The organism is Enterobacter cloacae complex sp. CARB60 (assembly GCF_036487345.1).
GTDB lineage: Bacteria > Pseudomonadota > Gammaproteobacteria > Enterobacterales > Enterobacteriaceae > Enterobacter > Enterobacter asburiae_D.
Map to the genome: position 1 here is coordinate 2,784,785 of NZ_JAZKLC010000002.1, position 26,977 is coordinate 2,811,761.

The following is a 26,977-nucleotide window of genomic DNA, read 5'->3' on the forward strand; positions in this document are numbered from 1 at the left end:
GAATTAACGGATCTCAATCATCGGTCGGCCACCGCGCGCGGTCACCAGCTCACCGATCGCCGTCAGGGTGATGCCGAACTCGGCGGCAGTCGCCTGTACCTCGGCTTCGGATTCCGGCGTGACGGCCAGAAGCAGGCCGCCGGAGGTTTGCGGATCGCACAGCAGGTTGCGCCACTCCTCAGGCATTTCGCCCATCAGGTGACCGTAGCTGGCGAAGTTACGCTGGGTACCGCCCGGGACCGCGCCCTGAGCAATATACTCCTCCACGCCCGGCAGCTTCGGCACGTCCTGATACCAGACCTGCGCCTGTACGCCCGCGCCCTGACACACTTCAGAGAGGTGCCCCAGCAGACCAAAACCGGTGACGTCGGTCATCGCCTTCACGCCGTCGATATTGGCAAACGCCGCACCGGCGAGGTTCATCTGGCACATCACTTCCGTTGCCAGGCCTTTGTGCTCCGGTTTCAGCAGCGATTTTTTCTCGGCGGTTGTCAGCACGCCAATGCCCAGCGGCTTGGTAAGGAACAGTTTGCAGCCCGGCTGCGCGGTGCTGTTGCGCTTCACGCGTTCGGTCGGCACCACGCCGGTGACGGCCAGGCCAAAGATCGGTTCAGGCGCATCAATAGAGTGACCGCCGGCCAGCGCAATCCCCGCCTGCTGGCAGGCAAAACGACCGCCATCAATCACTTCACGAGCCACTTCCGGCGGGATGGTGTTGATCGGCCAGCCCAGAATGGCAATCGCCATGATCGGCTTACCGCCCATCGCGAAGATATCGCTGATGGCGTTGGTGGCCGCAATGCGACCGAAGTCGAACGGGTTGTCGACAATCGGCATAAAGAAGTCGGTGGTGCTGATAATGCTGGTGCCGTTACCTAAGTCATAAACTGCAGCATCGTCACGCGTTTCGTTGCCGACAAGCAGGTTCGGGTCGACAAACTTCGCCTGTTCACTGTGCAGGATGGTCTCCAGCACTTTCGGGGAAATTTTACAACCGCAACCGGCTCCGTGGCTGTACTGCGTTAAACGAATGGTTTGCTCGCTCATGGACGTCTCCTGTCATCTCAATCGCGCTATGGTAGCGCTCATTCCATAAAGAGGTAAGTATGACTGTCTGAATTCTGCGGCAGATGCTCAGAATCCAGACAGTTTAGCGTGCGTTATCAGAAACGGCTGACGAAAGGCGTGGTGTCCGGCACGCTGATGGTGCTGGAAGCTTTAAGCTGCGGGGTGCCGAGATAGAGGAAGCCGACAATTTTGTCATGCTCGCCGCAGCCAAAACCGTCACGAACCGCCGGGCTTTCGGTCAGCGCACCGGTGCGCCAGATACCGTTAAAGCCCTGCGCGACGGCGGCCATTTGCATCGCCATCACCGCACAGCCTGCGGACATTTCCTGCTCCCAGACCGGCACCTTATGGTCGGCCTGGCATTTGGCCACGACGGTGACGATCATCGGGGCGCGGAACGGGGAATTGCGCGCCTTGTCGATACCTTTCTCATCCTGCCCGGCGGCAACCGCACCCTGCTCCAGCAGCTGGCTGAAGCGATCGCGGCCTTCGCCTTCAATCACAAAGAAGTGCCACGGCTGCAGCGTGCCGTGATCGGGGGCACGCATGCCGGCACGCAGAATGTTCTCCAGCTGCTCGCCTGCCGGGGCAGGTTCGGCCAGACGGGAAGCGCTACGGCGGTTAACAAGCAGTTCGAGTGCGTCCATTGGTTAACTCCTTTCTTGAAATTTACTCACAAAATTAACACGACGGCAGATTTTGTTACAGCCTGGCAGGCGATTCCTGCTGACAAGTGGCGGTTGGGTCATTACGATAACCCAACATTACCGTCCAGTGGCGACGGAAACAGTCATTTTCTGGTTAGGGAGAATACATGCGAACCCTTTGGCGAATCTTTGCCGGTTTCTTTAAATGGACGTGGAGACTGCTCAACTTCGTCCGCAACCTGGTGATGAACATCTTCTTCATCTTCCTGGTTCTGGTTTGCGCGGGCATCTGGATGCATATCAGCAGCGCGAATCAGGCGCAGCATTCAACGCGCGGCGCGCTATTACTCGATATCACCGGCGTTATCGTTGATAAGCCGTCCACCAGCAGCCGCCTGAGCGTGATTGGTCGCCAGCTGTTTGGCGCAACCTCAGATCGTCTGCAGGAAAATTCCCTGTTCGATATCGTCGATACCATCCGCCAGGCCAAAGACGACCGTAACATCACCGGGATCGTGCTGGATCTGAAAGATTTTGCCGGAGGCGATCAGCCTTCTATGCAGTACATCGGTAAAGCGCTGCGCGAATTCCGCGACAGCGGCAAGCCGGTGATTGCCGTGGGCGACAGCTACAGCCAGGGGCAATATTATCTGGCGAGCTTCGCCAATAAAATCTGGCTCTCCCCGCAGGGCACGGTGGATCTGCACGGCTTTGCCACCAACGGCCTGTACTACAAATCTCTGCTCGACAAGCTGAAGGTCACCACCCACGTCTTCCGCGTCGGCACGTATAAATCAGCCGTCGAGCCGTTTATCCGCGACGATATGTCTCCTGCCGCCCGTGAAGCGGACAGCCGCTGGATTGGCGAGCTGTGGCAGAACTATCTGGGCACCGTTGCCGCCAACCGCCAGATTACGCCTGAGCAGGCGTTCCCGGGCGCACAGGGCGTGCTGGAAGGCCTGCGTAAGGTTGACGGTGATACCGCGAAATATGCGCTGGATAACAAACTGGTTGATGCCCTGGGCACCAGCGCCGAGATTGAAAAATCCCTGAGCAAGCAGTTTGGCTGGAGCAAAGAGGATAAAAATTACAGCGCCATCAGCATGTATGATTACTCGGCGAAAAAGCCGGATGACAGAGGTGACAGCGTCGCGGTGGTGTTTGCCAACGGCGCCATCATGGACGGTCAGGAGACTCCGGGGAACGTGGGCGGCGATACAACCGCGTCACAAATCCGCGATGCTCGTCTGGATCCGAAAGTGAAAGCGATCGTCCTGCGGGTGAACAGCCCTGGCGGCAGCGTCAGCGCCTCCGAGGTGATCCGCGCTGAACTGGCCGCGGCGCGCGCCGCCGGCAAGCCGGTCGTCGTATCCATGGGCGGAATGGCCGCCTCCGGGGGTTACTGGATCTCAACGCCAGCCAACTACATCGTGGCCAACCCAAGCACGCTGACCGGTTCGATTGGCATCTTCGGGGTGATCAACACCGTGGAGAACAGCCTGGATTCTCTGGGCGTGCATACCGATGGCGTGGCTACCTCTCCGCTGGCGGATGTGTCGGTGACCAAATCTCTGCCGCCGGAAGTCTCTGAGATGATGCAGCTCAGCATTGAGAACGGCTATAAACGCTTTATCACCCTGGTAGCGGACTCGCGTAAAAAGACGCCAGAGCAGATCGACCAGATCGCCCAGGGCCACGTCTGGACCGGCCAGGATGCGAAGAGCAACGGTCTGGTCGACAGCCTGGGCGACTTCGATGACGCGGTGAAGAAAGCCGCCGAGCTGGCGAAACTCAAGCAGTGGCATATCGAGTATTACCAGGACGAGCCGTCGTTCTTCGATATGGTCATGGACAGCATGTCCGGCTCGGTACGCGCCATGCTGCCGGAGGCGATGCAGGCTTACCTGCCTGCGCCGGTCGCCACGGCAGCGAAAGCGATGAAGGCGGAAAGCGACAAGCTCGCGGCCTTTAACGATCCTCAGAGTCGTTACGCGTTTTGCCTGACCTGCGCTAACGTCCGTTAAAAACCGTCCCCTCTTTCCGCGAAGAGGGGATTTTTTTCTTTTGAAGAACAAGAACTCACTACCATGCAGAAGAAATCGATTTATGTAGCCTACACTGGCGGTACCATCGGTATGCAGCGCTCTGAAAACGGCTATATCCCTGTCTCCGGCCACCTTCAGCGTCAGCTTGCGCTGATGCCAGAATTCCACCGTCCGGAAATGCCTGACTTCACCATCCACGAATACGAGCCGCTGATGGACTCCTCCGACATGACGCCGGAAGACTGGCAGCACATCGCGGATGACATTAAAGCCCATTACGACCAGTACGACGGCTTCGTGATCCTGCACGGCACCGACACCATGGCGTTTACCGCCTCGGCGCTCTCCTTCATGCTGGAGAACCTGAGCAAGCCGGTTATCGTCACCGGGTCGCAAATCCCGCTGGCGGAGCTGCGCTCGGACGGGCAGATCAACCTGCTGAACTCCCTGTACGTGGCGGCGAATTACCCGATCAACGAAGTGTCGCTGTTCTTTAATAACCGTCTCTATCGCGGCAACCGCACCACCAAGGCCCATGCCGACGGTTTTAACGCCTTCGCCTCTCCTAACCTGCAGCCGCTGCTGGAGGCCGGGATTCATATCCGTCGTCTGGGCACGCCGCCTGCGCCGAACACCGCCGGCGAGCTGATTGTGCATCCGATTACTCCGCAACCGATTGGCGTGGTCACTATCTACCCGGGTATCTCTGCCGACGTGGTGCGTAACTTCCTTCGCCAGCCGGTGAAAGCGCTGATTCTGCGCTCCTATGGCGTAGGCAATGCGCCGCAGAACGGCGAATTCCTGAAAGAGCTTCAGGAAGCCAGCGAGCGAGGAATTGTGGTCGTTAACCTGACCCAGTGTATGTCCGGAAAGGTCAACATGGGCGGCTACGCCACCGGTAACGCGCTGGCGCATGCGGGTGTTATCAGCGGCTTCGATATGACCGTTGAGGCAACGCTGACTAAACTTCACTATTTACTGAGTCAGGATCTGGACATTCAGTCCATTCGCAGCGCGATGATGCAAAACCTGCGCGGCGAGCTGACCCCGGACGAATAAGGAGTCCTCATGAAGCAACGCGCCCTGCTACTGGTCGATTTGCAAAATGATTTCTGCGCGGGCGGTGCCCTGGCCGTCGCCGAAGGTGACAGCACCGTTGACGTAGCAAACACGCTGATGGACTGGTGCAAAGCCCGCGGCGAAGCGGTTGTCGCAAGCCAGGACTGGCACCCGGCGAACCACGGCAGCTTTGCCAGCCAGCACGACGTCGAGCCTTTCACTCAGGGAGAACTCGACGGGCTGGCGCAAACCTTCTGGCCGGATCACTGCGTACAGCAGACGGAAGGCGCGGAGCTGCATCCGCTCCTGAATCAGAAAGCCATCGACGCGGTGTTCCATAAAGGTGAAAACCCGGCTATCGACAGCTATAGCGCGTTTTTTGATAACGGGCATCGCCAGAAAACGGCGCTGGACGCGTGGTTACGTCACCATGAAATCACGGAGCTGATTGTGCTGGGCCTGGCAACGGACTACTGCGTGAAGTTTACCGTGCTGGATGCGCTCCAGTTAGGTTATACCGTCAGCGTCATCACCGACGGCTGCCGCGGGGTGAACATTAACCCGCAGGACAGCGCTCAGGCCTTTATGGATATGGCTGCGGAAGGCGCGACGCTGTATACGCTCGAAGACTGGCTGGAGACGCAGGCGTAGCCTTTTAAGCCGGGTGGCGCTGACGCTTACCCGGCCTACCTTTCCCCGTAGGCCGGGTAAGGCGCAGCCGCCACCCGGCAAAACAACCCACTCCGTTCTCCCATAAAGTGAACTCCCTCGCATCCACAGCGAAGCGGCAATGCTATTCTCGTCAGGCTGTTTTTTCGCCACGCCTTTTCTGTGGCGTGGTCGTTTTGTTTAGTCAAAGAGGAACTTGTATGAAACGTTTGCCCTTGCTGGCAGCATTACCCTTGCTTTGCGCGTCAGTTGCCTCCGCCAGTACCCTCATGTCCGTGGGCTACTTTAACGGGGGTGGCGATGTCACCGCCGGACCGGGTGGCGATATCAATAAATTAGACGTTCGCCAGATCACCCACCTGAACTACTCGTTTGGTCTGGTCTATAACGACGAAAAAGACGAAACCAACGCTGCGCTAAAAGATCCGGCAAAGCTGCATCAGATCTGGCTATCGCCAAAAGTCGCCGCCGATCTGGCCCTCATCCCGACCCTGCGTAAGCAAAACCCGAACCTCAAAGTGCTGCTTTCTGTTGGCGGCTGGGGCGCGCGTGGCTTCTCTGGCGCAGCGGCAACCAAAGAGACGCGCGCGGTGTTTATCCGCTCCGCGCAGTAGATTGTCGACAAATACGGCCTGGACGGGATCGATCTCGACTGGGAGTATCCGGTCAACGGCGCCTGGGGGCTGGTCGCAAGCCAGCCTGCCGACCGGGATAACTTCACCGCCCTGCTGAAAGAGATGCGCGCGGCGTTCGTGCATAAAAAGCTGGTGACCATTGCGGTAGGCGCGAATGCGGAAAGTCCGAAAAGCTGGGTGGATATCAAAGCCATCGCGCCCCTGCTCGACTACATCAACCTGATGACCTACGACATGGCATACGGTACGCAGTACTTCAATGCCAACCTGTATGACTCCAGCGCCTGGCCGACGGTGGCTGCCGCAGACAAATACAGCGTGGATTTTGTGGTGAACAACTATCTGGCCGCCGGGCTGAAGCCACAGCAGATGAACCTCGGGATTGGTTTCTATGGCCGCGTGCCGAAACGCGCCGTAGAGCCGGGGATCGACTGGACGAAACCGGATGCGCAAAAAAATCCGGTTACCCAGCCCTACTTCGGACCTCAGGAGATCGGGTTGTTCAAGTCACTCGGCTATGACCTGACCAAAGATACCTACGTGAAATACAACGATATCGTGAAGAAGCTGTTGAACGATCCGCAGAAGCGCTTTACCGAGCACTGGGACGACCAGGCGAAAGTGCCGTGGCTCTCGGTGAAGGGTGCCGATGGCAACGCGCTGTTTGCGATTTCGTATGAGAACCCACGTTCCGTTGCGATCAAAGCGGACTACATCAAAGAGAAAGGTCTCGCCGGAGCGATGTTCTGGGAGTACGGGGCTGATGACAACAATCAGTTAGCGAAGCAGCTGGCGGAGTCGCTCGGGATCCCGCACAAGTAGTAAGACAACCAAGCCCTCTCCCCGTGGGAGAGGGTTGGGTGAAGGCATCAACCCGCACCGTTATTGCATTTTCATCGTCGCAATCGGCTTCGGCGTGATGCCGAAGTCTTCTTTCAGCTCGCGCTTGCTCTTCATCACCATCTGGCCCTGGGTGTCGATAGTCATGTGCTGCGCGTCGGTGTTATTGCGCGCCTGCCACAGCATCACCAGCTGCAGGCTGTTCTCTTTTTGCTCCGTCGTCAGCGCGACGCCATCGGGCCATTTTCCCAGCTCTACGGCGGTCACCAGACGCTGATAAATCTCCGGCGTCATACCGCTAATCATGTCATCAATATTCACAATCGCGCCCTTTTAAAGGAATAATTTGCTGAATCGTTTTTTCAACCCTTCACCTGGTCGCCGTTTTCGTCGTCAGTGAAGCTCATTGAGGCTGAGTTCACGCAAAAACGCTCGCCCGTGGGCTGAGGACCATCCGGGAAGACGTGCCCAAGGTGCGCATCGCAGTTGCCGCAGCGAATTTCCGTGCGCACCATGCCGTGCGACGAGTCGGTCAGGTAGCGGATGGCCTCATCGCTCACCGGCTCGTAGAAACTCGGCCAGCCGCAGCCAGAATCAAATTTCGTTTGTGAATTGAACAGGGGCGCATCACAGACCAGGCAGTGGTAGACGCCGTCTCGCTTGTTGTGCAGCAAACGCCCGGTGAACGGCGGTTCCGTCCCGTGATTCTGCGTCACGTAAAACTGCATTTCTGTGAGGTTTTTTTTCAAATCTTCAGGGTTACGTTGGTTCGACATATGCTTACATCTCGCTGTAGAAACAGACATCTTTTAACCCGGATTCTAACAAAACATTAACACCCTTGCGTGCACTTTTGATCTAAACTTATGTGTCGCGAAAAGGCGGTCAGGCAATTGTGATCATGCTCACATTTTTATCCTGCGGGGACTTTAAAATCCCGGGCGCAGCCCCCATTTGGTTGCAAGCTCAAAGGGAAAGTGAGGCGAGTCAGTCGCACAAACGTTAGTCACAGGATTGATTTGTCGCAATGATTGACACGATTCCGCTTGACGCTGCGTAAGGTTTTTGTAATTTTACAGGCAACCTTTTATTCACTAACAAATAGCTGGTGGAATATATGACTATCAAAGTAGGTATCAACGGTTTTGGCCGTATCGGCCGTATTGTTTTCCGTGCTGCTCAGAAACGTTCTGACATCGAAATCGTTGGTATCAACGATCTCCTGGACGCTGAATACATGGCGTACATGCTGAAGTACGACTCAACTCACGGTCGTTTCGACGGCACCGTTGAAGTGAAAGACGGCCACCTGGTTGTTAATGGCAAAACCATCCGCGTTACTGCTGAAAAAGACCCAGCTAACCTGAAATGGAACGAAATCGGTGTTGACGTTGTTGCTGAAGCAACCGGTATCTTCCTGACCGACGAAACTGCACGTAAACACATTACTGCGGGTGCGAAGAAAGTTGTTCTGACTGGTCCTTCAAAAGACAACACCCCAATGTTCGTTCGTGGTGCAAACTTCGAAACTTACGCTGGCCAGGATATCGTGTCTAACGCATCCTGTACCACCAACTGCCTGGCACCGCTGGCTAAAGTTATCAACGACAACTTCGGCATCATCGAAGGTCTGATGACTACCGTTCACGCGACCACCGCTACTCAGAAAACCGTTGATGGCCCGTCTCACAAAGACTGGCGCGGCGGCCGTGGCGCGGCTCAGAACATCATCCCATCCTCTACCGGTGCTGCTAAAGCTGTAGGTAAAGTACTGCCAGAACTGAATGGCAAACTGACTGGTATGGCGTTCCGCGTTCCAACTCCTAACGTATCCGTTGTTGACCTGACCGTTCGTCTGGAAAAAGCTGCTTCTTATGAAGAAATTAAGAAAGCAATCAAAGCTGCTTCCGAAGGCGCAATGAAAGGCGTTCTGGGCTACACCGAAGACGACGTTGTATCTACCGATTTCAACGGCGAAATCTGCACTTCAGTATTCGATGCTAAAGCAGGTATCGCACTGAACGACAACTTCGTTAAACTGGTATCCTGGTACGACAACGAAACCGGCTACTCTAACAAAGTACTGGACCTGATCGCTCACATCTCCAAATAAGTTGAGATGAGTGCTTGATCCAAAAAGGCGACTTCGGTCGCCTTTTTTTATTTATAAGACAGAGGATTGCTTAATGATTAATAAAATTTTTGCACTTCCGGTAGTCGAACAACTTACCCCTGTGCTTTCCCGCCGTCAGATTGACGGTGCCGACGTTATCGTCGTTGACCATCCGCGCGTCAAAGCGTCCGTGGCGCTGAACGGCGCCCACCTGCTCTCCTGGAAACCGGAAGGCGAAGCCGAAGGGTTGTGGCTGAGCGATGCGACCTCCTTCAAAAAAGGGGCCGCTATTCGCGGTGGCGTGCCGATCTGCTGGCCGTGGTTCGGCCCGTCCGCACAGCCGGGTTTACCGTCTCACGGGTTTGCCCGTAACCAGCAGTGGACGCTGAAAGCGCATAATGAAGATGACAACGGCGCCGTGCTGACCTTTGAGCTGCAGGCTAATGATGAAACTCGCGCCCTCTGGCCGCACGATTTCACCCTGTACGCCCGCTTTAAGCTGGGCAAAACCTGTGAAATCGAACTGGAAGCCCACGGTGAGTTTGAAACCACCGTAGCCCTGCACACCTACTTCAACGTGGGTGACATCAGCGCAGTGAAGGTGAGCGGTCTTGGCGATACCTTTATCGACAAAGTGGATAACGCCAAAGAAGGTAAACTGAGCGACGGCGTACAGACGTTCCCTGACCGTACCGACCGTGTCTACCTGCACCCGGAAGCGTGCAGCGTGATCCACGACGGCGCCCTGAACCGCGGAATTGAAGTGGTTCATCATCATCACAGCGACGTGGTGGGCTGGAACCCGGGTCCGGCGCTGTCCGTCAGCATGGCCGACATGACGGATGAAGGGTATAAAACGTTTGTCTGTGTGGAAACGGCCTGCGTGAGCACGCCGCAAAAAGCGAGCGACGAAAAGCCGTCTCGTTTAGGGCAGACAATTAAGATTGTGAAACGCTAAGGCATTTCACCTCCCCCGCTTCACTGCACCACACTAAAGCAAACGGGGCGCAAGCGCCCCGTTTTAATGCATCAATTGCACGATATTAGTGCGCAATCAGAACTTGTAGCTCACACCGACAGAGAAAATACCTGCCCAGGATTTGTCGACCATCGGGCTATCCTTCACTTCGTCGCTCAGACGCTCGTAACGGCCGGTACCGTACACGCTCCAGTCGCCAAGGAAGTTGTAGCTCGCGGTCAGCTCCAGGTAAGGATCCCAGCCGTCATCGGCACTATAACTTTTCAGACCACTGCGGCGGGACTCGTTTTTAGAGACGCCGTAGTAGTAGTCGTTGTAGTTCTCGCTATTGTATTGCACACCGATACCCGGCGTCAGAGTCAGCCCACCGTTGGTATAGCGGTACAGCCACGCCAGATCCCAGATAAAGCCGTTGCTGTTATCCAGCGTATCACCCGCAAGGGCCGTACGCAGGAAGCCATACTGGGTGTTATGCACGTATGAGAGCCCGGCCATCATCGAGCTTTTGCGCTTGTCGAGCTGGCGAAGCGCGTGGCTGTCGCTGTCACCCGGCTTGAAGTGCGTCGGATCGTAGTAGGCCATGATGGAGAGCTTATCGGCCGTATCGTTCCAGAGATAGTAGCCGCCGCCGAGCCCGCGGAACCACACGTTATCGCCTTCATAGGTGATAACGGGAACAGGGTAAACATCACGGTCATACTGTTTGTACGGGCTGTTAATGACGCCAACACCCGCGCCAACCGTCCACTGACTTTCCGCCTGTGCGGTGTTCACTGCGGTCGCGGCAAGGATGCCCAATGCCAGAAGTTTGAGTTTGGTCACAATCCATTCTTTCCTGTAGTCAAATAATCAGCCGATGAAGTGTAACCGCCAATCCCGTACATCCCAAAATTTTTTGCCTGCTAATCAGTCTGATTAACCCGTTATTTTTAACTTATCAGATGACAGCCCGCTTTCATTTATATGACCGCTGAATGAAAAACGTGCATTTGTCTTATAACGACAGTGGGAATTTTTGGATGAGTTATTGATATGTCATTGAAAGTAGATTTTCTGGACATGCAAGTTTTGCAAATGCCATCTACGCTTTAATTTAAGAAGAGTTTTCCTGAACACCTGCGGTTCTTAGCGTCTGACCTGGCACACAGGTTGCTGCTCTGGCAGTGAGGTGCGAGAGATTCTCTTCCGGGAGCCTCCACTACTCATACGAACGGCTCTTATCCTGTGCTAAAAAACGAAAGGACGGCATGCCATGAATATATTCGATCACTATCGCCAGCGCTATGAAGCTGCCAAGGACGAAGAGTTCACACTGCAGGAGTTTCTTACCATATGTCGGCAAGATCGCAGTGCCTATGCCAATGCGGCAGAACGGCTATTGATGGCTATTGGTGAGCCAAACATGGTTGACACTGCCCTGGAGCCTCGGCTTTCCCGTCTCTTTTCGAATCGGGTGGTCGCCCGATACCCGGCGTTTGAAGAGTTCTATGGTATGGAAGATGCCATTGAACAGATTGTCTCCTATCTGAAGCATGCCGCTCAGGGTCTGGAAGAGAAGAAACAGATTCTCTATTTACTCGGCCCGGTGGGTGGCGGTAAATCCTCGCTGGCTGAACGTCTGAAGTCGCTGATGCAGCGCGTCCCTATCTATGTTCTGAGCGCCAACGGTGAACGCAGCCCGGTGAACGACCATCCGCTGTGCCTGTTCAATCCGCAGGAAGATGCGCAGATTCTGGATAAAGAGTATGGCATCCCGCGCCGCTACCTCGGCACCATTATGTCGCCGTGGGCGGCAAAACGCCTGCACGAGTTTGGTGGCGATATCACCAAATTCCGCGTGGTGAAAGTCTGGCCATCTATCCTTGAACAGATCGCCATCGCCAAAACAGAACCTGGCGATGAGAACAACCAGGATATCTCGGCGCTGGTGGGTAAAGTCGACATCCGCAAGCTGGAAAACTTCGCGCAAAACGATCCGGATGCCTACGGTTACTCAGGCGCGCTGTGCCGCGCGAACCAGGGGATTATGGAATTCGTCGAGATGTTTAAAGCACCGATTAAAGTGCTGCATCCTCTGCTGACGGCGACCCAGGAAGGCAACTACAACGGGACGGAAGGTATCTCCGCCCTGCCGTTTAACGGGATTATTCTCGCTCACTCGAACGAATCTGAATGGGTGACCTTCCGTAATAACAAAAACAATGAGGCCTTCCTTGACCGCGTGTACATCGTCAAGGTGCCTTATTGCCTGCGGATCTCCGAAGAGATCAAAATTTACGAGAAACTGCTTAACCACAGTGAGCTGGTGCATGCCCCCTGCGCGCCCGGGACGCTGGAAACGCTGTCACGCTTCTCCATCCTTTCGCGTCTGAAAGAGCCGGAAAACTCCAGCATCTATTCGAAAATGCGCGTCTATGACGGGGAAAGCCTGAAAGATACCGACCCGAAAGCGAAGTCGTATCAGGAATACCGCGACTATGCCGGGGTTGATGAGGGGATGAACGGTCTGTCCACGCGTTTCGCGTTTAAGATCCTCTCCCGCGTCTTTAACTTCGACCATGCGGAAGTGGCGGCCAACCCGGTTCATCTGTTCTACGTGCTGGAACAGCAAATCGAACGCGAGCAGTTCCCGCAGGAGCAGGCTGAACGCTACCTTGAGTTCCTCAAAGGTTACCTGATCCCGAAATACGCCGAGTTCATTGGCAAAGAGATCCAGACGGCCTACCTGGAATCCTATTCAGAATACGGGCAGAACATTTTCGACCGTTATGTCACCTATGCTGACTTCTGGATCCAGGACCAGGAGTACCGCGACCCGGATACCGGCCAGCTGTTTGACCGTGAATCCCTGAACGCGGAGCTGGAAAAAATCGAGAAGCCTGCCGGGATCAGCAACCCGAAAGACTTCCGTAACGAGATTGTGAACTTCGTCCTGCGCGCCAGAGCGCATAACAACGGGCGCAATCCGAACTGGACCAGCTACGAGAAGCTGCGCACGGTCATTGAGAAGAAGATGTTCTCCAATACCGAAGAGCTGCTGCCGGTGATCTCGTTTAACGCCAAAACCTCAACCGATGAGCAGAAAAAGCACGACGATTTTGTCGACCGTATGATGGAAAAAGGCTACACCCGCAAGCAGGTCCGCCTGCTCTGCGAATGGTATCTGCGCGTGCGTAAATCGTCTTAAAACAAGTGCCCGGTGGCGGTTAGCGCTTGCCGGGCCTACAAAATGCAAGTTGGCAAATGCAGTACGGGGGGTATATGACCTGGTTTATTGACCGGCGTCTTAACGGCAAAAACAAGAGCACGGTGAACCGCCAGCGCTTCTTGCGTCGTTATAAAGCGCAAATTAAACAGTCTATCTCCGAGGCCATCAACAAACGCTCGGTGACCGACGTCGACAGCGGCGAATCTGTCTCCATCCCCACCGATGACATCAGCGAACCGATGTTTCATCAGGGGCGAGGCGGCCTGCGCCATCGCGTACACCCAGGTAATGACCACTTCGTTCAGAACGACAGAATTGAGCGTCCTCAGGGCGGCGGTGGTTCAGGAAGCGGTCAGGGACAGGCCAGCCAGGACGGTGAAGGCCAGGACGAATTTGTCTTCCAGATTTCGAAAGATGAATATCTCGACCTGCTGTTTGAAGACCTGGCGCTGCCGAATCTGAAGAAAAATCAGCATCGTCAGCTTAATGAATATAAAACCCATCGCGCGGGCTATACCGCCAACGGCGTGCCCGCCAATATCAGCGTCGTTCGTTCGTTGCAGAATTCGCTGGCGCGACGCACGGCGATGACGGCAGGCAAACGTCGCGAGCTGCGCGAGCTGGAGAGCAGCCTGAAGGTCGTGGAAAACACGGAACCGGCGCAACTGCTGGAAGAGGAGCGCCTGCGTAAAGAGATTGCGGAACTGAGGGCGAAGATCGAACGGGTACCGTTTATCGACACCTTTGATCTGCGCTACAAGAACTACGAAAAACGCCCTGAGCCCTCCAGCCAGGCGGTGATGTTCTGTCTGATGGACGTTTCAGGCTCGATGGACCAGGCCACCAAGGATATGGCGAAGCGTTTTTATATTCTGCTCTACCTGTTCCTGAGCAGAACCTATAAGAACGTGGAGGTGGTCTATATCCGCCACCACACTCAGGCGAAAGAGGTGGATGAACATGAGTTCTTCTACTCGCAGGAGACCGGCGGGACCATCGTATCAAGCGCCCTGAAGCTGATGGATGAAGTGGTGAAAGAGCGTTACGACCCGTCGCAGTGGAATATTTATGCCGCGCAGGCGTCGGATGGTGATAACTGGGCCGACGACTCACCGCTGTGTCACGAGATTCTGGCGAAGAAAATTCTGCCGGTGGTGCGTTACTACAGCTATATCGAAATCACCCGTCGCGCTCACCAGACCCTGTGGCGGGAGTATGAACATCTGCAATCGATGTTCGATAATTTTGCCATGCAGCATATCCGTGACCAGGATGATATTTATCCGGTGTTCAGAGAGCTGTTCCACAAGCAATCTTCAACCAGCAACGCATAATCCAACAGCCAGCGAACCCGCTGGCTGTTTTCTTTCGACCCCGCTCATCCCGTGCTAATGTAGAACGCTGCATACTGGATTATCACCGGGAAATCGTTATGACTGACGACGTTATTGGGGCAGGAACCCACCAGCAACTGATTACCTTACTTACCGAGCAGGGCGCGCGGTTTCGCGTTATGGAGCACGAGGCGGTCGGGAAATGTGAAGCGGTAAGTGAAATTCGCGGGACCGATCTGCGCCAGGGCGCAAAAGCCCTGGTCTGCAAGGTGAAGGGAAACGGTGTAAAAAAACACGTTCTGGCGATCCTCGCCGCCGATCTGCAGGCTGATCTGAGCCAGCTTGCCAGCCATTTTGGCGGGCTGAAGGCCTCCCTCGCCAGCCCGGCCGAGGTCGATAACCTGACCGCCTGCGTTTTCGGCGCTATCCCGCCCTTTAGCTTCCATCCTGATTTGGCACTGGTTGCCGATCCGCTGCTGTTCGAGCGTTTTGACGAAATCGCGTTTAACGCCGGCCTGCTGGAGAAATCCGTGATTATGGATACCCAGGATTACCTGCGCATCGCCCGTCCTGAGCTTGTGAACTTCCATAAAGCGTAACCGCTATGGCTGGCGACCCTGTCAGCCTTTTCTTTCCAGGAACAGCACGGAGGCGACGAGAATAACGGCAATAGCGAAAAACGATGAGGAGATAATCAGCGTTTCAACAAACATGTGATCGTTCATGATGGCGACCCCTTTTGCGATATCTCCCTCCGTTTTAATCCGCGTAAATGACAAGGTTATGACAACAATAAAATCTTTTTAAAAGTGCCCTGCGTCGCGTTTGCGCGTACTGTAAGCAGGTTAATTATTTGGCAAGGATTCCCTATGTTTGACCCTACTCTGCTCATACTTCTGGCACTCGCCGCGCTCGGCTTTGTCAGCCATAACACCACCGTCGCCATCTCGATTCTGGTGCTGATTATTGTTCGCGTGACCCCGTTAAATACCTTTTTCCCGTGGATAGAAAAGCAAGGCCTCACCATCGGGATCATCATTTTAACCATCGGGGTAATGGCGCCCATCGCCAGCGGTACGCTTCCCGCGTCAACCCTGCTGCACTCGTTTGTAAACTGGAAATCGCTGGTAGCAATCGCGGTGGGGGTTTTTGTTTCGTGGCTGGGCGGACGCGGCGTTACGCTGATGAGCAGCCAGCCCTCGCTGGTGGCGGGCCTGCTGGTGGGCACCGTTCTGGGCGTGGCGCTGTTCCGCGGCGTTCCGGTGGGGCCGCTGATTGCGGCAGGCCTTGTCTCTCTGTTTATCGGGAAGTCGTAGTCAGGCTGGCCATATAACGCGCCGGCGTCTGGCCCAATCCCTTCCTGAACATGGTGATAAACGCGGTGGTAGAGTCATATCCCAGTGACTGTGCCACCTGCTGTACCGATTTCCCACTAATCAAATGCTGTAACGCCACGATCAGCTGCAGCTGGTGACGCCAGCGGCGAAAGCTTAAACCGGTCTCTTTCACCACCAGCCGCGCCAGGCTGCGTTCGCTCATGGCGAAGTGGCTCGCCCACTGCGCCAGCGTCTGCCAGGCGGCAGGCTCTTCCGCCATTTTCTCGCTCATCAGCCGAATTTTAGGATGGGGTGAGACGGGCAGCTGCAAATGCTCCTGACGCTGGAGCGGCAGCTCGTCAAACAGGACGTCAACCAGGCGCGATGTGGCCGCAAGAGGAAGTTGTTCACGCGATTTTTCCGCCAGGGATAAAATCAGCTCCCGTACCAGGGGAGAGATTTTCAGGGTGCAGCAGCGGTCGGGCAAGCTTGCTGCCCCCGGTTCAATGAACAAAAAGCAGAGCTGCGCGCCCGGCGTGGCCCTGTTGCTGTGCGGCATTTGGCCGGGGATCCAGACGGCGTACTGGGGCGGAACCATCAGCATGGCATTTTCCACTTCGCAGGTGATCGCGCCGCCGAGGGCCAGAATCAGCTGTCCCTTACGGTGATGATGTCGTGGAATATATTGTTCTTCCGCCACCACGCGGATGCGAAACGCGACGGCCGCATCGTGCTGGCTATCGGGATCATAGCCTTCCAGTCCCAGACCAATCATCAGTTTGTCCGATTTTAGCGATAAACTGTCATTTTAGCCTGATTTCAACCGCGGAGAAAATCGGTATTGTGTGCCCTCGCTTGAACGAATGAGAACATAATGACTACTGCTATTCGCACCTCAGGAAAACACGGCGCGCTGTTGATTGCAGGCATCCTGATGATTGCCACTACGCTTCGCGTCACCTTTACCGGCGCAGCCCCGCTGCTCGACACTATTCGTCTTGATTATGACTTAAGCACGGCGCAAACCGGTCTGCTGACCACCCTGCCCCTGCTGGCTTTCGCCCTCGTCTCGCCGCTCGCCGCAGGCGTTGCCCGACGTATCGGCATGGAGCGCAGCCTTTTTGTCGCCCTGCTGCTGATTTGCGCCGGAATTGCGGTTCGCTCGCTGCCTTCCGCCGCGCTGCTTTTCACCGGAACCGCGGTCATTGGCTGCGGTATCGCGCTCGGGAACGTGCTGTTACCCGGATTAATTAAACGTGACTTTCCCGGCCAGGTGGCGAAACTCACCGGAGCCTATTCCCTGACGATGGGCGTGTCGGCGGCGTTCGGCTCGGCGATGATTGTTCCCCTTGCGCAGGGTAATGCGGGCTGGCATGGCGCGCTGCTGATGCTGATGGCATTTCCGCTGGTCGCGCTGCTGCTCTGGCTGCCCCAGTGGCGTCAGAAACACGTTGCAACGGTAACGGGCGCTGGCGCGCTGCATAATCGCGCCATCTGGCGCTCGGCCCTCGCCTGGCAGGTGACGCTCTTTTTGGGGATTAACTCGCTGATTTACTACGTCATCATCGGCTGGCTGCCGGCGATATTGCTGAGCCACGGCTACAGCGAAGCGCAGGCCGGTTCGGTGCATGGTCTTTTACAGCTGGCCACGGCCGTGCCGGGACTTGCCGTGCCGCTGGTCCTCCACCGTCTGAAAGATCAGCGGGCCATTGCAGGCGCGGTGGCGCTGCTGTGCGCGGTAAGCGCGGCGGGGCTATGGTTTATGCCTGACATGGCGGTGATGTGGACGCTGGTGTTTGGCTTTGGCACAGGGGCAACGATGATCCTCGGCCTGACGTTTATCGGCCTGCGCGCCAGCTCCGCGCACCAGGCCGCGGCGCTGTCCGGCATGGCGCAGTCGATTGGCTATCTGCTTGCCGCCTGCGGCCCTCCGCTGATGGGGAAAATTCACGATAGCGCGGGAGACTGGCGGATCCCGCTACTGGGCTGCGCCCTGGCCGCTGTGATAATGGCTGTTTGCGGCGTGCTTGCCGGGCGAGACCGGGAGATCGCGCCCCGTTAAACAGTAAGGCAGACCATCGGGCCTGCCTTTTCTTACCCGTGCGCCGCGCGCAGAATTGTAGGCCGGGCAAGCGCAGCGCCACCCGGCAAGAAAAGCGACGACGTTATGAATCGCGCGCCGCGCGCAGCATCGCCTGCACCAGCACGACCGGGCGTCCTTCCAGCGCAGCACGCTCATGCTGGAATAAGGTGATCACGAAGAACGGGTGCGTAACCAGCTCTGCGGCGCGAATTTCCCCCTGTTCGTCCCAGCCCGTAACGTGCATATCACCGCTTTCCAGCGCCTCTGCAAACTCTGGCGACACGCCATAGTTACAGTGATACCCCTCTTCAATTTCCGGCTTGCCGTACGCCTTCGCGATCAGCGTATTTTTACGCAGCTCAATGGCATCGGTTTTCTCCACCAGCGAGCAGGCCAGCGGCGCAATCACCATGGTGCCTTCGCTATCCGTCTCAGCATGTGCCGCATCCGCCCAGCCCAACACATTGCGGGCATACTCAATCAGCGCATGCTGGAATCCACCGCAGGTGCCAAGGAACGGAATGCTGTTTTCACGGGCGTAGCGCGCGGCGATAAAAGCGGCCTCGGTATTTTTATAGGGGCTGGCGGGAACCAGCCAGATGGCATCGTAGCCCACCAGATCTTCAGGGCTTGTCAGCTCCGTGGTGGCAAGCCAGTCGTAATCGGCGGTGAGGTCAAGGACTGCGGCGGCGTCGTCAATGGCCAGCGGGATCGCCTGATGCGCAATAACATGGGGATTGTAATCGCCAACCAGCGCAATGCGCAGCGTCGTTTTAACCGGGAGGTGTTCCATGAAAGGTTCCTTATGCCAGAGTATTATCAGATAACATAAGGAACCTCAGACTACCGATCTTCTGCAATTATCACAATACCTTAAATTGGGAGGGTGGAATCATGATTCAGTGCAAACGCGTATACGAACAGGCAGGTCAGGACGACGGCTATCGAGTGCTGGTGGACAAGCTGTGGCCGCGCGGGGTGAAGAAAACGGACCTCGCGTATGATGAATGGTGTAAAGTGCTCACGCCCTCGAATGAACTTCGCAAGGCCTTTCATAGCGAAACCATTGATTTCGCCGCCTTCAGTCAGGCCTATCGGGAAGAGCTGGCGCAGCACGCTGACGAGGGAATGCGTCTGGCGACGCTGGCGAACAGGCAGACCGTCACCCTGCTCTTTGCTGCCAAAGACACGAAGCAAAATCACGCCCTGGTATTAGCCGACTGGCTGCGCCATCTGTGATCAGCCGATCGCTATCTCATCGAGGATTTGCGGCGCTTCATCGGGGGTGAGCGGCATCAGATGTTCGGCGCGGACAAACGCAAAACCGTGCTGATTGTCAAAGGCGTAAACATCACCCGTCACCAGCCAAAGCGCGCGTTCGGCGGTTGCGGGGAGTTGCGTCATCACGCCGTTGACCGGGTTAACGAAACGCAGGCCAGGCTGGCACAGGCCAAACAGCTCAACAGATTTACCAATATTGCGACGGCCTGACGCCGTGCGGGCACCCACGATCATCGCCATGCTGCCCGGTTTAAGCTGGAACATACTTCTCTCACGATAACGGTAGCCAGGAACTGGCTAAGAATAATCCTAAAGAGAAGTGTATCGCAGGCAGTATACGTCTGTCACCTGGTGGGTTGCGGACGATCGCGACGGTAGAGCGTCCATTCATCAATCACTTCACCCCCCGGGAGTTTGCACTCCGTGCGTACGCCCTGCGGGCTTTGAACCGGGATCTGTTCCCCGCCCTTCTCCAGGCAGTATACGGAGGCTGGGTTCGCCATACCGACAGCGTGCGGCGGTTTTGGGGCATCGGGTGGGGTCGTTTTTGCGGTGCAGGCCACCAGGGGAAGCACTACCGCCAGAAGCAGAAATCTCATCTCATTAATCCTTGTCACATCATTACAGTCTAAGGGTAACGGGTCACCGCCGCTTTCTCCATGATTTCTCCATTTTAACTGCACTTTTCAACACTATAGTGAGGCGTGTTCTCGATATGACCAGAGAACATCATTCCGTAATCAAGATGTCTTTGCCCCGGTCTCAACAACGGGGCCTTTTTTCTCTCCTGCTGCCCTCTCCCTGCATATATTAAATTTTCTGTATTCATGTTTTACTATGCCTGAAGTCTAAAAACTCAGCATAACATGCAGATGCAGACGTCTTCTGCCTGGGAGTCATTCTACGTCATGTCGGATATTATCCTTGCCCGTGTTTCAGAAACCCTCGCCACTGAGCAATCCCTTGAAAGTCTCGTTCGTCAGCTGCTGGAGATGCTGGAGATCGTGACGGATATGGAGTCGACTTACCTCACCAAGGTAGATATCGAAGCCCGACTGCAGCATATCCTCTACGCCCGCAACAGCAAGCAGATGACAATCCCGGAGGGACTGAGCGTTCCGTGGGATGAAACCCTGTGCAAGCGCGCGCTGGACAGCGACACCGTATTCAGCAACGACGTTCCCGAACGCTGGCCGGAGTGCGAGGCGGCGAAAGCGCTCGGCATTACGACCTACATGAGTATTCCTGTTCATCTTGCGGATGGTTCGCTCTACGGAACGCTCTGCGCCACCAGCACGGCCAGAAAGCCGCTGAGCGAGCGCGGTGAACAGGTGCTGAAGTTATTCGCCGGGCTGATTGCCCAGTCCATTCAGAAAGAGTCGCTGGTGACCCAGCTTCGCGAAGCCAATGCGGCCCTCATCGCGCACTCCTACACGGATGCCCTTACCGGTTTACCCAACCGTCGCGCCATTTTTGAAGATTTGACTACCCTGTTTTCTCTGGCGCGCCACCTTAAGCGTAACACCGTCATCGCGTTCATCGATCTGGATGATTTCAAGCTGATTAACGATCGTTACGGCCACGAGGCGGGCGACCAGTTTCTGATTGAAGTGGGCAAGCGTTTGACGGAAGAAAAACGGCAGGACGATATCATTGGCCGGTTGGGCGGCGATGAGTTTCTGGTGGCGTCATTGAGCACATCCCACAGCGAAAGAGATAACGCGCAGGTCACCCTGCTCAAAACGCGTCTCAGCGCCTGTATTGCCGGTGAATACTGGCTGGGTAGCGTCAACCTTATCTATCCCGGAGCCAGCCTCGGCGTTATCGAAGTGGATCCTCAGATAACCGATCCGGACAGCGCATTACGCGACGCGGATATCGCGATGTATCAGGATAAGAAAGGAAAAAGCAAAACTCGCTTTCTCACTATGGATTAACCCCGTACACTCTACGGCGTTATAGAAACCGAAACAGGTGATGGTATGAGAATAGGGATCCTCTTCCCGGTCGTTATTTTTATAACGGCGGTGATTTTTTTAGCGTGGTTCTTTGTCGGTGGTTACGCGGCACCGGGGGCATAAATGAGAAAAACGACCCTCATTATGCTGATCGTTGCCCTCGCGGCGTTTGCCGGCACGCAGCTTGGCTGGTGGTAAACCCGCCACGTAAAAAAGGCCGCCATCCGGCAGCCTTTTTTAACGCGTTAAGGATCAGCTTTTGATTTTTCTGTAGATAAACAGCACAACCAGCGCACCGATCACCGCGACGGCGAAGCTGCCGAAGTTAAAGCCATCGACTTTACCAAAACCGAACAGCGTACTGATCCAGCCGCCCACTACCGCGCCGATAATACCCAGTATTACGGTGACGATAAACCCACCGCCATCTTTGCCCGGCATGATCCACTTCGCCAGAATACCCGCAATAAGCCCAAAGATAATCCAGGATAAAATTCCCATAACTTTCCTCTCTGTATGGTTTTTGTCATTAAATCAACGACACAAAAAAGAATAGCACAGGATTTCAGAAAGGAAATTTGTGATAGGCATCACAATGCGAGAGTGCGCAATTATTCATCAACAAAAAGAGCGTGCCACATAAACTGTGGGGTTGCATCTTTTATTGAGAAAGATTATCTTTCTCAACACTGAATAGTTGAGCGAAACACTCAGGTATTCAGTACGACATTGCTCACATTGCTTCCAGTATTTCTTGCCCACTTTTAAGTGGGCTTTTTTTTCTGTTCATACCCCAACAAACGCGTACCGGTTACGTCCTGCGCGTTTTGCCTGGTAGAGCGCCTGGTCAGCGGCAATAATGATATTCTGCTGGCTGCCCGCAATGTCGACGGCACGCGCGGTAGAAATTCCGACGCTTACCGTTACCCGCCCGAAGGGGCTAAAAGCATGCGCGATTTGCAGAGAAAACACGTTGCGTATAATCGTCTGCGCCAGTCGAAGCGACTCCTGGATATCCGTATCAGGCAATATCAGCGCAAACTCCTCTCCGCCGTATCGCGCCACAATCTGATTATCACGGGTAAGGCTCTCCCTGAGACTGCTACCCAGCAGCGCCAGACACCGGTCCCCTTCCGGATGGCCGTAGTTATCGTTGTATTTTTTGAAGAAGTCCACGTCCACAATCAGTATCGAAATCGGTGCATCATGCGCGGCACAAAGCGCGATTTCCGAGAGGATTTTTTCATCAAAAATGCGACGGTTATAAAGCCCGGTTAGCGCATCCTCAGAAGCGATAATCTTCAGCGCCTTGTTATCTCTGGTTTTTCTGGATAAGTCGGAATACAGGAAGTATGACGCGACGATGAGTATCGCCGTGAAAACGAAAATGAGTACCGCCAGCTGAATGGCCTGCTTGCGCCACGCTGAGAGGGCTTCATCAATGCTGACGGCCACGGTGGTGACCAGTCCGTAGCGTTCGTTTTTCTCATAGGCATAAATGCGTTCGATTTTATCAAACCGCGAAATGGAACTGGCTATCCCGGTATTTTGTACCCTGAGGTATTTCCTGAAGAGCGGTGAATCAGAAACAATCGTGCCGATATAGGTATTTTTAAAAGGATAACGGACCAACAGCACGCCTGACTCTGTTGTTAAGCCAATGACGCCCAAGTGACCAATATTAATCTGCCCGTAGAGCGCGAGAAAATTCTCGATACCCAGCGTCACCACCACCACACCGTTAAATGCCCCGGTGTGGGTTTCAAGGCGCCGACTAATGGTGATGACCCATTTACCATTGGTTCTGCTGACTACGGGCTCGCCAATAAAAATCTGCTGATTTTTATTTTCCTTGTGATAGATAAAAAATGACCTGTCCGATCCTTTGCGTGGGCCCGTAAACGTTTCGTGCAATGCGGTAAAGATATCGCCCCTGGCATCGTAAACAACCACATTATTAATCTGGGTAAGGAGATTATCCTGATTATTTATCATTCGCTGAATATGGCTCGCCTGCTGTGGGGTCATGCCATAAATTTCGATTATGTCGGAAACGGTAGTAATTAACATTTCACTCTGGCGCATGATCCCCTCGGTATAGACATCAAGGGTATGGCTCAGGTTAGCGACGCTGGTATTAATTTGCTGGATTGACTGCTGCCTGGACGTGGCAATTTGGACGGCAAGCGACAGCGAGATGATCAATGAGACAATGATGACGGTAATGGTTGTTGTGTAAAAAGTATTTTTCACATGCACGAGCTTTTCCACCTTATCACGCCTGACATCCCTGGCTGACAACTCTAGTCACTGTAACAAAGCTCATGATAAGAGGAAAATGAATTGCACTTAAGCATACAACAGAAGCTCGTCTTAATTTCGTTTTACAAACTTACCTTCTCCCGGGGCTTAGATAAAATGACTTTAATAAAATCGATATACGAGACGGGCTTACCAAAATAATAACCCTGCAGCAGGGTAATCTCATTACGATTGAGATACTCCAGCTGCGCTTTCGTTTCTACGCCTTCAGCCACAATGCGTAATGAGAGTTTTTTTGCCAGGTCAATGACGCAGTCCAGCAGGATCGTTGAGTCCTTTTCATCTGAAACCCGGTTCACAAAGCTTTTATCAATTTTAATATAATCAATGGCAAGCGCATTAAGGCATGACAGCCCGGAATAGCCTGTACCAAAATCATCCAGTGCAATGACAAAACCGGCGTTATGCAGCATGTTAAGGTTTTCCACCAGATGAGGATTATCGATCAACGGTTCACGCTCGGTCACCTCGAGAACCAGTTTGACTTCTTTACCCTGAAACCCTTTCCCGAAGACGCGACAGTCACCGATGAAGGAAGGCGCATTGATGTGTCTGGCGCTGATGTTCACCCCGATATGAAACCCGTCCGGTAGCTTAGGCAAAAGCGGCTTAAGCTGTGTAACGACTTTCGCCATCAAGCCTTTGGTTAGCGGAATAATCAAACCGCTGCGTTCGGCAATCGGAATAAAGACATCCGGTGGGATAAAGCCTGATTTTGGATGCTTCCATCTTGCCAGGACTTCAACGCCATACAGCCCGCCGGTATCGCCGTTCACGATCGGCTGGTAATACGGCACGATCTCCCCCTGCAAAATGGCCTTACGTAAATCGTCCTCAAAAGAGGTGCTTTTCCCCTTGTAACGGCGGATCAAAATGCCCACCGCCACCGATAGCGCAAGAATAAGCAGTATCAGGCTCCATCCCTGTTGCAGTAGCCGCGTCAGGCTAAAAAAGGCAGGAGGTTGCCAGGCCAGGCTAAAGGGGAATTGCGTTGACGCCGTAATCGCCCCCGCCCAGGAGGCGGCTTTCCAGCCGGTAACATCCCCCTTGCGTCCAAGCATGCTTTCACCAACAACCAGCCCCAGATCTACGCTGTTTGATGCGCTCGCGATGACGTCCCGCAAGTGTGCATCACTCACGCTGACGATGACGCGCCCTGCCGCGACAGGCGTCTGGAAAATAAGCACCGGAATGCCGTTCACCAGCCGATTGCCGGGTAACAGCATCAGTTTTTCGACAGGTAGCGTCTCCGGATGAATAATCAACACGCCATTCCCGGGAAGGGAAGTACAGATGATTTTACCCTGCTGCTGGATCATGATGGCGCGCAGATGCGGTTTTAGCGCGGCCTCTGTCCCCAGCGCCAGCTGTCCGCTACTGGTACACCCTTCAGCCGCAACATGCTTCGCCGTGTTGGCCGCACTGACGGCTTCAGCCAGAATATTTTCTATTTTTTGGGTGCTTGCCGTGGCGGTATGACTAATATTAAGCTTAGCCATCTGCCATAGCTGCCAGTTAATAATCAGAATGCCGCTCAGAAAAAGAAACAAGGCACTGAGAATAGGGATCATCACGTTGCGCACGATGTTTTCCTTAATAGAAAAAGCAAGCATGGATGTTCTGGGAGTAGAGCCTGTGCTAACCCGGTATTGCTTATAACAATGAAAATAGCTTAGCTGAGAATTGTCTTAAAAAACTGATGCTTTCGTATGAGTTCACCTGCCCGAATTTACTCACCTGACGTGACTATCAGGGTTGTGCCTTGCCCTGGCTGTGTTAAGATTTGTGTAATCAGGGAGCGGACAGGATAACCGGGAAATGAAAAAGCTCATTGCCGTTGCGATCGTTTCAACGCTTCTGGTCATTCTGTCTCTTTATGCGGTCAATGCTGTTATCGTGGGGCAGCAGAAGAGCAAACAGCGTGAGATATCCCATACCCTATTACATTATTCAGAAGACCTGTCCCAAAGCGTGGCGATGGCCCTTAAAAGCATCAGTACGCAGGGATGTGATAAAACCAGCCTTGATAGCTACAGGCAAATAACGCTGAATAACTATTATTTCGACGATATCGGTTTTATCGAGAAGGGAAAAATAGTCTGTACTGCCTTTTGGGGTAAACTTGCAACGCCCGTTGCGCTTCCTGCAGAGCTGCATAAAACGCCGAGAGGCTTTCTCCTGGCGCAGTTTTCCAGAAAAGATTTTTTCACGGGCAATGCGGCAATTTATAATAATCTTATTATCTTCACCACCCGCTATGCTTACGATAAATTCACCCCGGTTACGGCAAGCTATTCTCTGAGTACCACGACCAAAGACTTCGGCAGAGTCTTTTTTTCAACCGTCCCTGAGTTAACGCAGCAGAGCTGGCTGCATTCGAAGCTGTTTACCCTGACACTGACGCAGTGCAGCGCCCTCTGGGACCTGTGCGTCATCGTGAAGCATCACGACGCTGGGCTGGCCTCGTTACCCCCGTTTATCTTTTCGTTTCTCGCCGTCATTCTCTATTTTATCTGGGTCGCGATAACGTTATTTATCTTCCGCATCTATGAAGACCGTTTTTCTCTGGAACGCACGCTGATCAAAGCCGTCATCACCAATACCATCAGCGTTAACTACCAGCCCATTATCCGCATTCACGATCAAAAAATCGTGGGCGTCGAAGTTCTTTCGAGATGGCGCGATCAAAAGCACGGGGACGTCTCTCCGGAGCTGTTTATCCCATTAATTAAGAAGATTGGTCTTTATAAAAAATATTATAATAATATTATCGAGAAATCCCTTTCTGAGATTGCCCCACTGGCGATTAAACACCAGCTGATCGTCTCCATTAACGTTGGGCGGACGGAAATTGAAGACGGGCAGTTCATTAGCATTTTGCGGCGTGAGTGTTTAGCCAATCACCTTCCCCTTTCCCTGATGAAGGTCGAACTTTCCGAGAAAGCCGTTTCCACGGCAGATATCCTCGAGGGGTTTTGTCAGGAGCTCAAATCACTCGGTGTTAAAATATCAATAGATGATTTTGGCGTGCAAAATTCAAACCTCGCTCGCCTGTCGCTGCTTGAATATGATGTGATCAAAATCGATAAGTCGCTGGTGGACGGCATTAGCGAGCATTATAAGCAAAACATCTTTGCTATCTTCAGCGATGCCCTCGCGAGATTGAATAAGACCCTCGTTTTCGAGGGCGTGGAAAATGAAATTCAATATCGCTTTATTGCGAGCAGATATCCCGATGCGCTGATTCAGGGATGGTATTTTTCTAAAGCACTCACCCGCAGCGAGCTGGCGAAGCGACTCACCGGGGTCGCACCGTAACCAGAAGCCTTGCATATCCATTTTTTTCCAGCCGGGCATTTCCATTTTTTACGCAAAAACATATAGTCGTCACAATCAGACGGTAAATTACCCTGAAGCACA

General features: G+C 54.2%; 27 protein-coding genes and 1 pseudogene. 15 read left to right on the forward strand and 13 right to left on the reverse strand.

Translation table 11 applies throughout. The features are described from left to right. Positions 1-3: 3 nt before the first annotated feature. Together selD and V4835_RS14280 are read right to left on the reverse strand one after the other, a co-directional pair. Entirely contained in the window at positions 4-1,047 is a 1,044-nt protein-coding gene (gene selD, locus V4835_RS14275) for a selenide, water dikinase SelD (protein WP_063142877.1), read from the reverse strand. Positions 1,048-1,163: 116 nt separating this feature from the next. Continuing rightward, positions 1,164-1,715 carry an NAD(P)H nitroreductase gene (locus V4835_RS14280; protein WP_331412548.1) on the reverse strand — a complete coding sequence of 184 codons (552 nt, stop codon included), beginning with the start codon at positions 1,713-1,715 and terminating at the stop codon, positions 1,164-1,166. A gap of 167 nt (positions 1,716-1,882) precedes the next feature. Here V4835_RS14280 and sppA point away from each other — a divergent pair, with 167 nt between their 5' ends. The 4 genes and pseudogenes from sppA (at position 1,883) to V4835_RS14300 (ending at position 6,945) form a co-directional block, all read left to right on the forward strand. Further along, on the forward strand, positions 1,883-3,739 hold the full coding sequence (gene sppA / locus V4835_RS14285) for a signal peptide peptidase SppA (protein ID WP_331412549.1): 1,857 nt from the start codon (positions 1,883-1,885) through the stop codon (positions 3,737-3,739). 63 nt (positions 3,740-3,802) lie between these two features. Then, positions 3,803-4,819 carry an asparaginase gene (ansA, locus tag V4835_RS14290; RefSeq protein WP_063142874.1) on the forward strand — a complete coding sequence of 339 codons (1,017 nt, stop codon included), beginning with the start codon at positions 3,803-3,805 and terminating at the stop codon, positions 4,817-4,819. Positions 4,820-4,828: 9 nt separating this feature from the next. Continuing rightward, positions 4,829-5,470 carry a bifunctional nicotinamidase/pyrazinamidase gene (pncA, locus tag V4835_RS14295; RefSeq protein ID WP_331412550.1) on the forward strand — a complete coding sequence of 214 codons (642 nt, stop codon included), beginning with the start codon at positions 4,829-4,831 and terminating at the stop codon, positions 5,468-5,470. Between the two features lie 218 nt (positions 5,471-5,688). After that, positions 5,689-6,945: pseudogene (locus V4835_RS14300) on the forward strand (glycoside hydrolase family 18 protein). A 60-nt stretch (positions 6,946-7,005) separates the two neighbouring features. Here the strand turns inward: V4835_RS14300 and V4835_RS14305 are convergent. After that, a complete protein-coding gene (locus tag V4835_RS14305; RefSeq protein WP_442877327.1) occupies positions 7,006-7,269 on the reverse strand; it encodes a YeaC family protein in 264 nt (87 codons plus the stop codon). A 56-nt stretch (positions 7,270-7,325) separates the two neighbouring features. Beyond that, the gene (msrB, locus tag V4835_RS14310) at positions 7,326-7,739 is read right to left on the reverse strand and encodes a peptide-methionine (R)-S-oxide reductase MsrB (RefSeq protein ID WP_024908573.1); all 414 of its coding nucleotides are present in this window, start codon (positions 7,737-7,739) and stop codon (positions 7,326-7,328) included. Between the two features lie 341 nt (positions 7,740-8,080). Here msrB and gapA point away from each other — a divergent pair, with 341 nt between their 5' ends. Further along, complete coding sequence (gapA, locus tag V4835_RS14315) at positions 8,081-9,076, forward strand: glyceraldehyde-3-phosphate dehydrogenase (protein ID WP_023311257.1); 996 nt, start codon at positions 8,081-8,083, stop codon at positions 9,074-9,076. Positions 9,077-9,149: 73 nt separating this feature from the next. Then, complete coding sequence (locus V4835_RS14320) at positions 9,150-10,034, forward strand: D-hexose-6-phosphate mutarotase (protein ID WP_331412552.1); 885 nt, start codon at positions 9,150-9,152, stop codon at positions 10,032-10,034. A gap of 96 nt (positions 10,035-10,130) precedes the next feature. On the opposite strand, the gene V4835_RS14325 is transcribed toward V4835_RS14320, so the two are convergent. Then, entirely contained in the window at positions 10,131-10,877 is a 747-nt protein-coding gene (locus V4835_RS14325; RefSeq protein ID WP_024908575.1) for a MipA/OmpV family protein, read from the reverse strand. Positions 10,878-11,307: 430 nt separating this feature from the next. Here V4835_RS14325 and yeaG point away from each other — a divergent pair, with 430 nt between their 5' ends. From yeaG to V4835_RS14340, 3 genes are all read left to right on the forward strand, one after another. Next, complete coding sequence (gene yeaG, locus V4835_RS14330; RefSeq protein ID WP_008500713.1) at positions 11,308-13,242, forward strand: protein kinase YeaG; 1,935 nt, start codon at positions 11,308-11,310, stop codon at positions 13,240-13,242. A gap of 74 nt (positions 13,243-13,316) precedes the next feature. Next, positions 13,317-14,597, forward strand: a complete 1,281-nt coding sequence (locus tag V4835_RS14335; protein ID WP_331412553.1) for a YeaH/YhbH family protein — start codon at positions 13,317-13,319, stop codon at positions 14,595-14,597. A 98-nt stretch (positions 14,598-14,695) separates the two neighbouring features. Then, the gene (locus V4835_RS14340) at positions 14,696-15,196 is read left to right on the forward strand and encodes a YbaK/prolyl-tRNA synthetase associated domain-containing protein (RefSeq protein WP_331412554.1); all 501 of its coding nucleotides are present in this window, start codon (positions 14,696-14,698) and stop codon (positions 15,194-15,196) included. A gap of 21 nt (positions 15,197-15,217) precedes the next feature. Here V4835_RS14340 and yoaI read toward each other — a convergent pair whose 3' ends face one another. Next, complete coding sequence (gene yoaI, locus V4835_RS14345) at positions 15,218-15,322, reverse strand: small membrane protein YoaI (RefSeq protein WP_010430055.1); 105 nt, start codon at positions 15,320-15,322, stop codon at positions 15,218-15,220. A gap of 144 nt (positions 15,323-15,466) precedes the next feature. On the opposite strand from yoaI, the gene V4835_RS14350 reads away from it, so the two are divergent. Continuing rightward, positions 15,467-15,913 carry a DUF441 domain-containing protein gene (locus tag V4835_RS14350; RefSeq protein ID WP_003857881.1) on the forward strand — a complete coding sequence of 149 codons (447 nt, stop codon included), beginning with the start codon at positions 15,467-15,469 and terminating at the stop codon, positions 15,911-15,913. On the opposite strand, the gene V4835_RS14355 is transcribed toward V4835_RS14350, so the two are convergent. Beyond that, positions 15,897-16,688 (reverse strand): AraC family transcriptional regulator, encoded by a 792-nt coding sequence (locus V4835_RS14355; RefSeq protein WP_063142868.1) that lies wholly within the window; start codon positions 16,686-16,688, stop codon positions 15,897-15,899. The genes V4835_RS14350 and V4835_RS14355 overlap by 17 nt on opposite strands. A 99-nt stretch (positions 16,689-16,787) precedes the next feature. Here V4835_RS14355 and V4835_RS14360 point away from each other — a divergent pair, with 99 nt between their 5' ends. Continuing rightward, complete coding sequence (locus tag V4835_RS14360; protein ID WP_331412555.1) at positions 16,788-17,975, forward strand: CynX/NimT family MFS transporter; 1,188 nt, start codon at positions 16,788-16,790, stop codon at positions 17,973-17,975. Between the two features lie 103 nt (positions 17,976-18,078). Here V4835_RS14360 and V4835_RS14365 read toward each other — a convergent pair whose 3' ends face one another. Continuing rightward, the gene (locus tag V4835_RS14365) at positions 18,079-18,789 is read right to left on the reverse strand and encodes a CTP synthase C-terminal region-related (seleno)protein (protein ID WP_331412556.1); all 711 of its coding nucleotides are present in this window, start codon (positions 18,787-18,789) and stop codon (positions 18,079-18,081) included. A gap of 101 nt (positions 18,790-18,890) precedes the next feature. On the opposite strand from V4835_RS14365, the gene V4835_RS14370 reads away from it, so the two are divergent. Beyond that, a complete protein-coding gene (locus tag V4835_RS14370; RefSeq protein WP_331412557.1) occupies positions 18,891-19,235 on the forward strand; it encodes a DUF488 domain-containing protein in 345 nt (114 codons plus the stop codon). On the opposite strand, the gene V4835_RS14375 is transcribed toward V4835_RS14370, so the two are convergent. Continuing rightward, positions 19,236-19,541, reverse strand: a complete 306-nt coding sequence (locus V4835_RS14375; protein WP_331412558.1) for a hypothetical protein — start codon at positions 19,539-19,541, stop codon at positions 19,236-19,238. Positions 19,542-19,621: 80 nt separating this feature from the next. Beyond that, a complete protein-coding gene (locus V4835_RS14380; protein WP_063142863.1) occupies positions 19,622-19,876 on the reverse strand; it encodes a putative hemolysin in 255 nt (84 codons plus the stop codon). A gap of 309 nt (positions 19,877-20,185) precedes the next feature. Between V4835_RS14380 and V4835_RS14385 the strand changes: the two genes are divergently transcribed. Together V4835_RS14385 and V4835_RS14390 are read left to right on the forward strand one after the other, a co-directional pair. Then, entirely contained in the window at positions 20,186-21,214 is a 1,029-nt protein-coding gene (locus V4835_RS14385) for a sensor domain-containing diguanylate cyclase (RefSeq protein WP_331414132.1), read from the forward strand. 45 nt (positions 21,215-21,259) lie between these two features. Continuing rightward, positions 21,260-21,358: a YoaK family small membrane protein gene (locus V4835_RS14390; protein ID WP_029739841.1), complete on the forward strand. Its 99-nt coding sequence runs from the start codon at positions 21,260-21,262 to the stop codon at positions 21,356-21,358. Between the two features lie 129 nt (positions 21,359-21,487). Here V4835_RS14390 and V4835_RS14395 read toward each other — a convergent pair whose 3' ends face one another. The 3 genes from V4835_RS14395 to V4835_RS14405 all read right to left on the reverse strand — a co-directional run bounded on the left by V4835_RS14395 (position 21,488) and on the right by V4835_RS14405 (position 25,170). After that, positions 21,488-21,736, reverse strand: coding sequence for a GlsB/YeaQ/YmgE family stress response membrane protein (locus tag V4835_RS14395; RefSeq protein WP_006174788.1), 249 nt, complete (start codon positions 21,734-21,736; stop codon positions 21,488-21,490). 285 nt (positions 21,737-22,021) lie between these two features. Beyond that, the gene (locus tag V4835_RS14400; protein WP_442877314.1) at positions 22,022-23,506 is read right to left on the reverse strand and encodes a sensor domain-containing diguanylate cyclase; all 1,485 of its coding nucleotides are present in this window, start codon (positions 23,504-23,506) and stop codon (positions 22,022-22,024) included. 113 nt (positions 23,507-23,619) lie between these two features. Then, positions 23,620-25,170: an EAL domain-containing protein gene (locus tag V4835_RS14405; RefSeq protein WP_331412559.1), complete on the reverse strand. Its 1,551-nt coding sequence runs from the start codon at positions 25,168-25,170 to the stop codon at positions 23,620-23,622. Between the two features lie 205 nt (positions 25,171-25,375). Here V4835_RS14405 and V4835_RS14410 point away from each other — a divergent pair, with 205 nt between their 5' ends. Next, entirely contained in the window at positions 25,376-26,875 is a 1,500-nt protein-coding gene (locus V4835_RS14410; RefSeq protein ID WP_331412560.1) for an EAL domain-containing protein, read from the forward strand. Positions 26,876-26,977 lie beyond the last annotated feature (102 nt).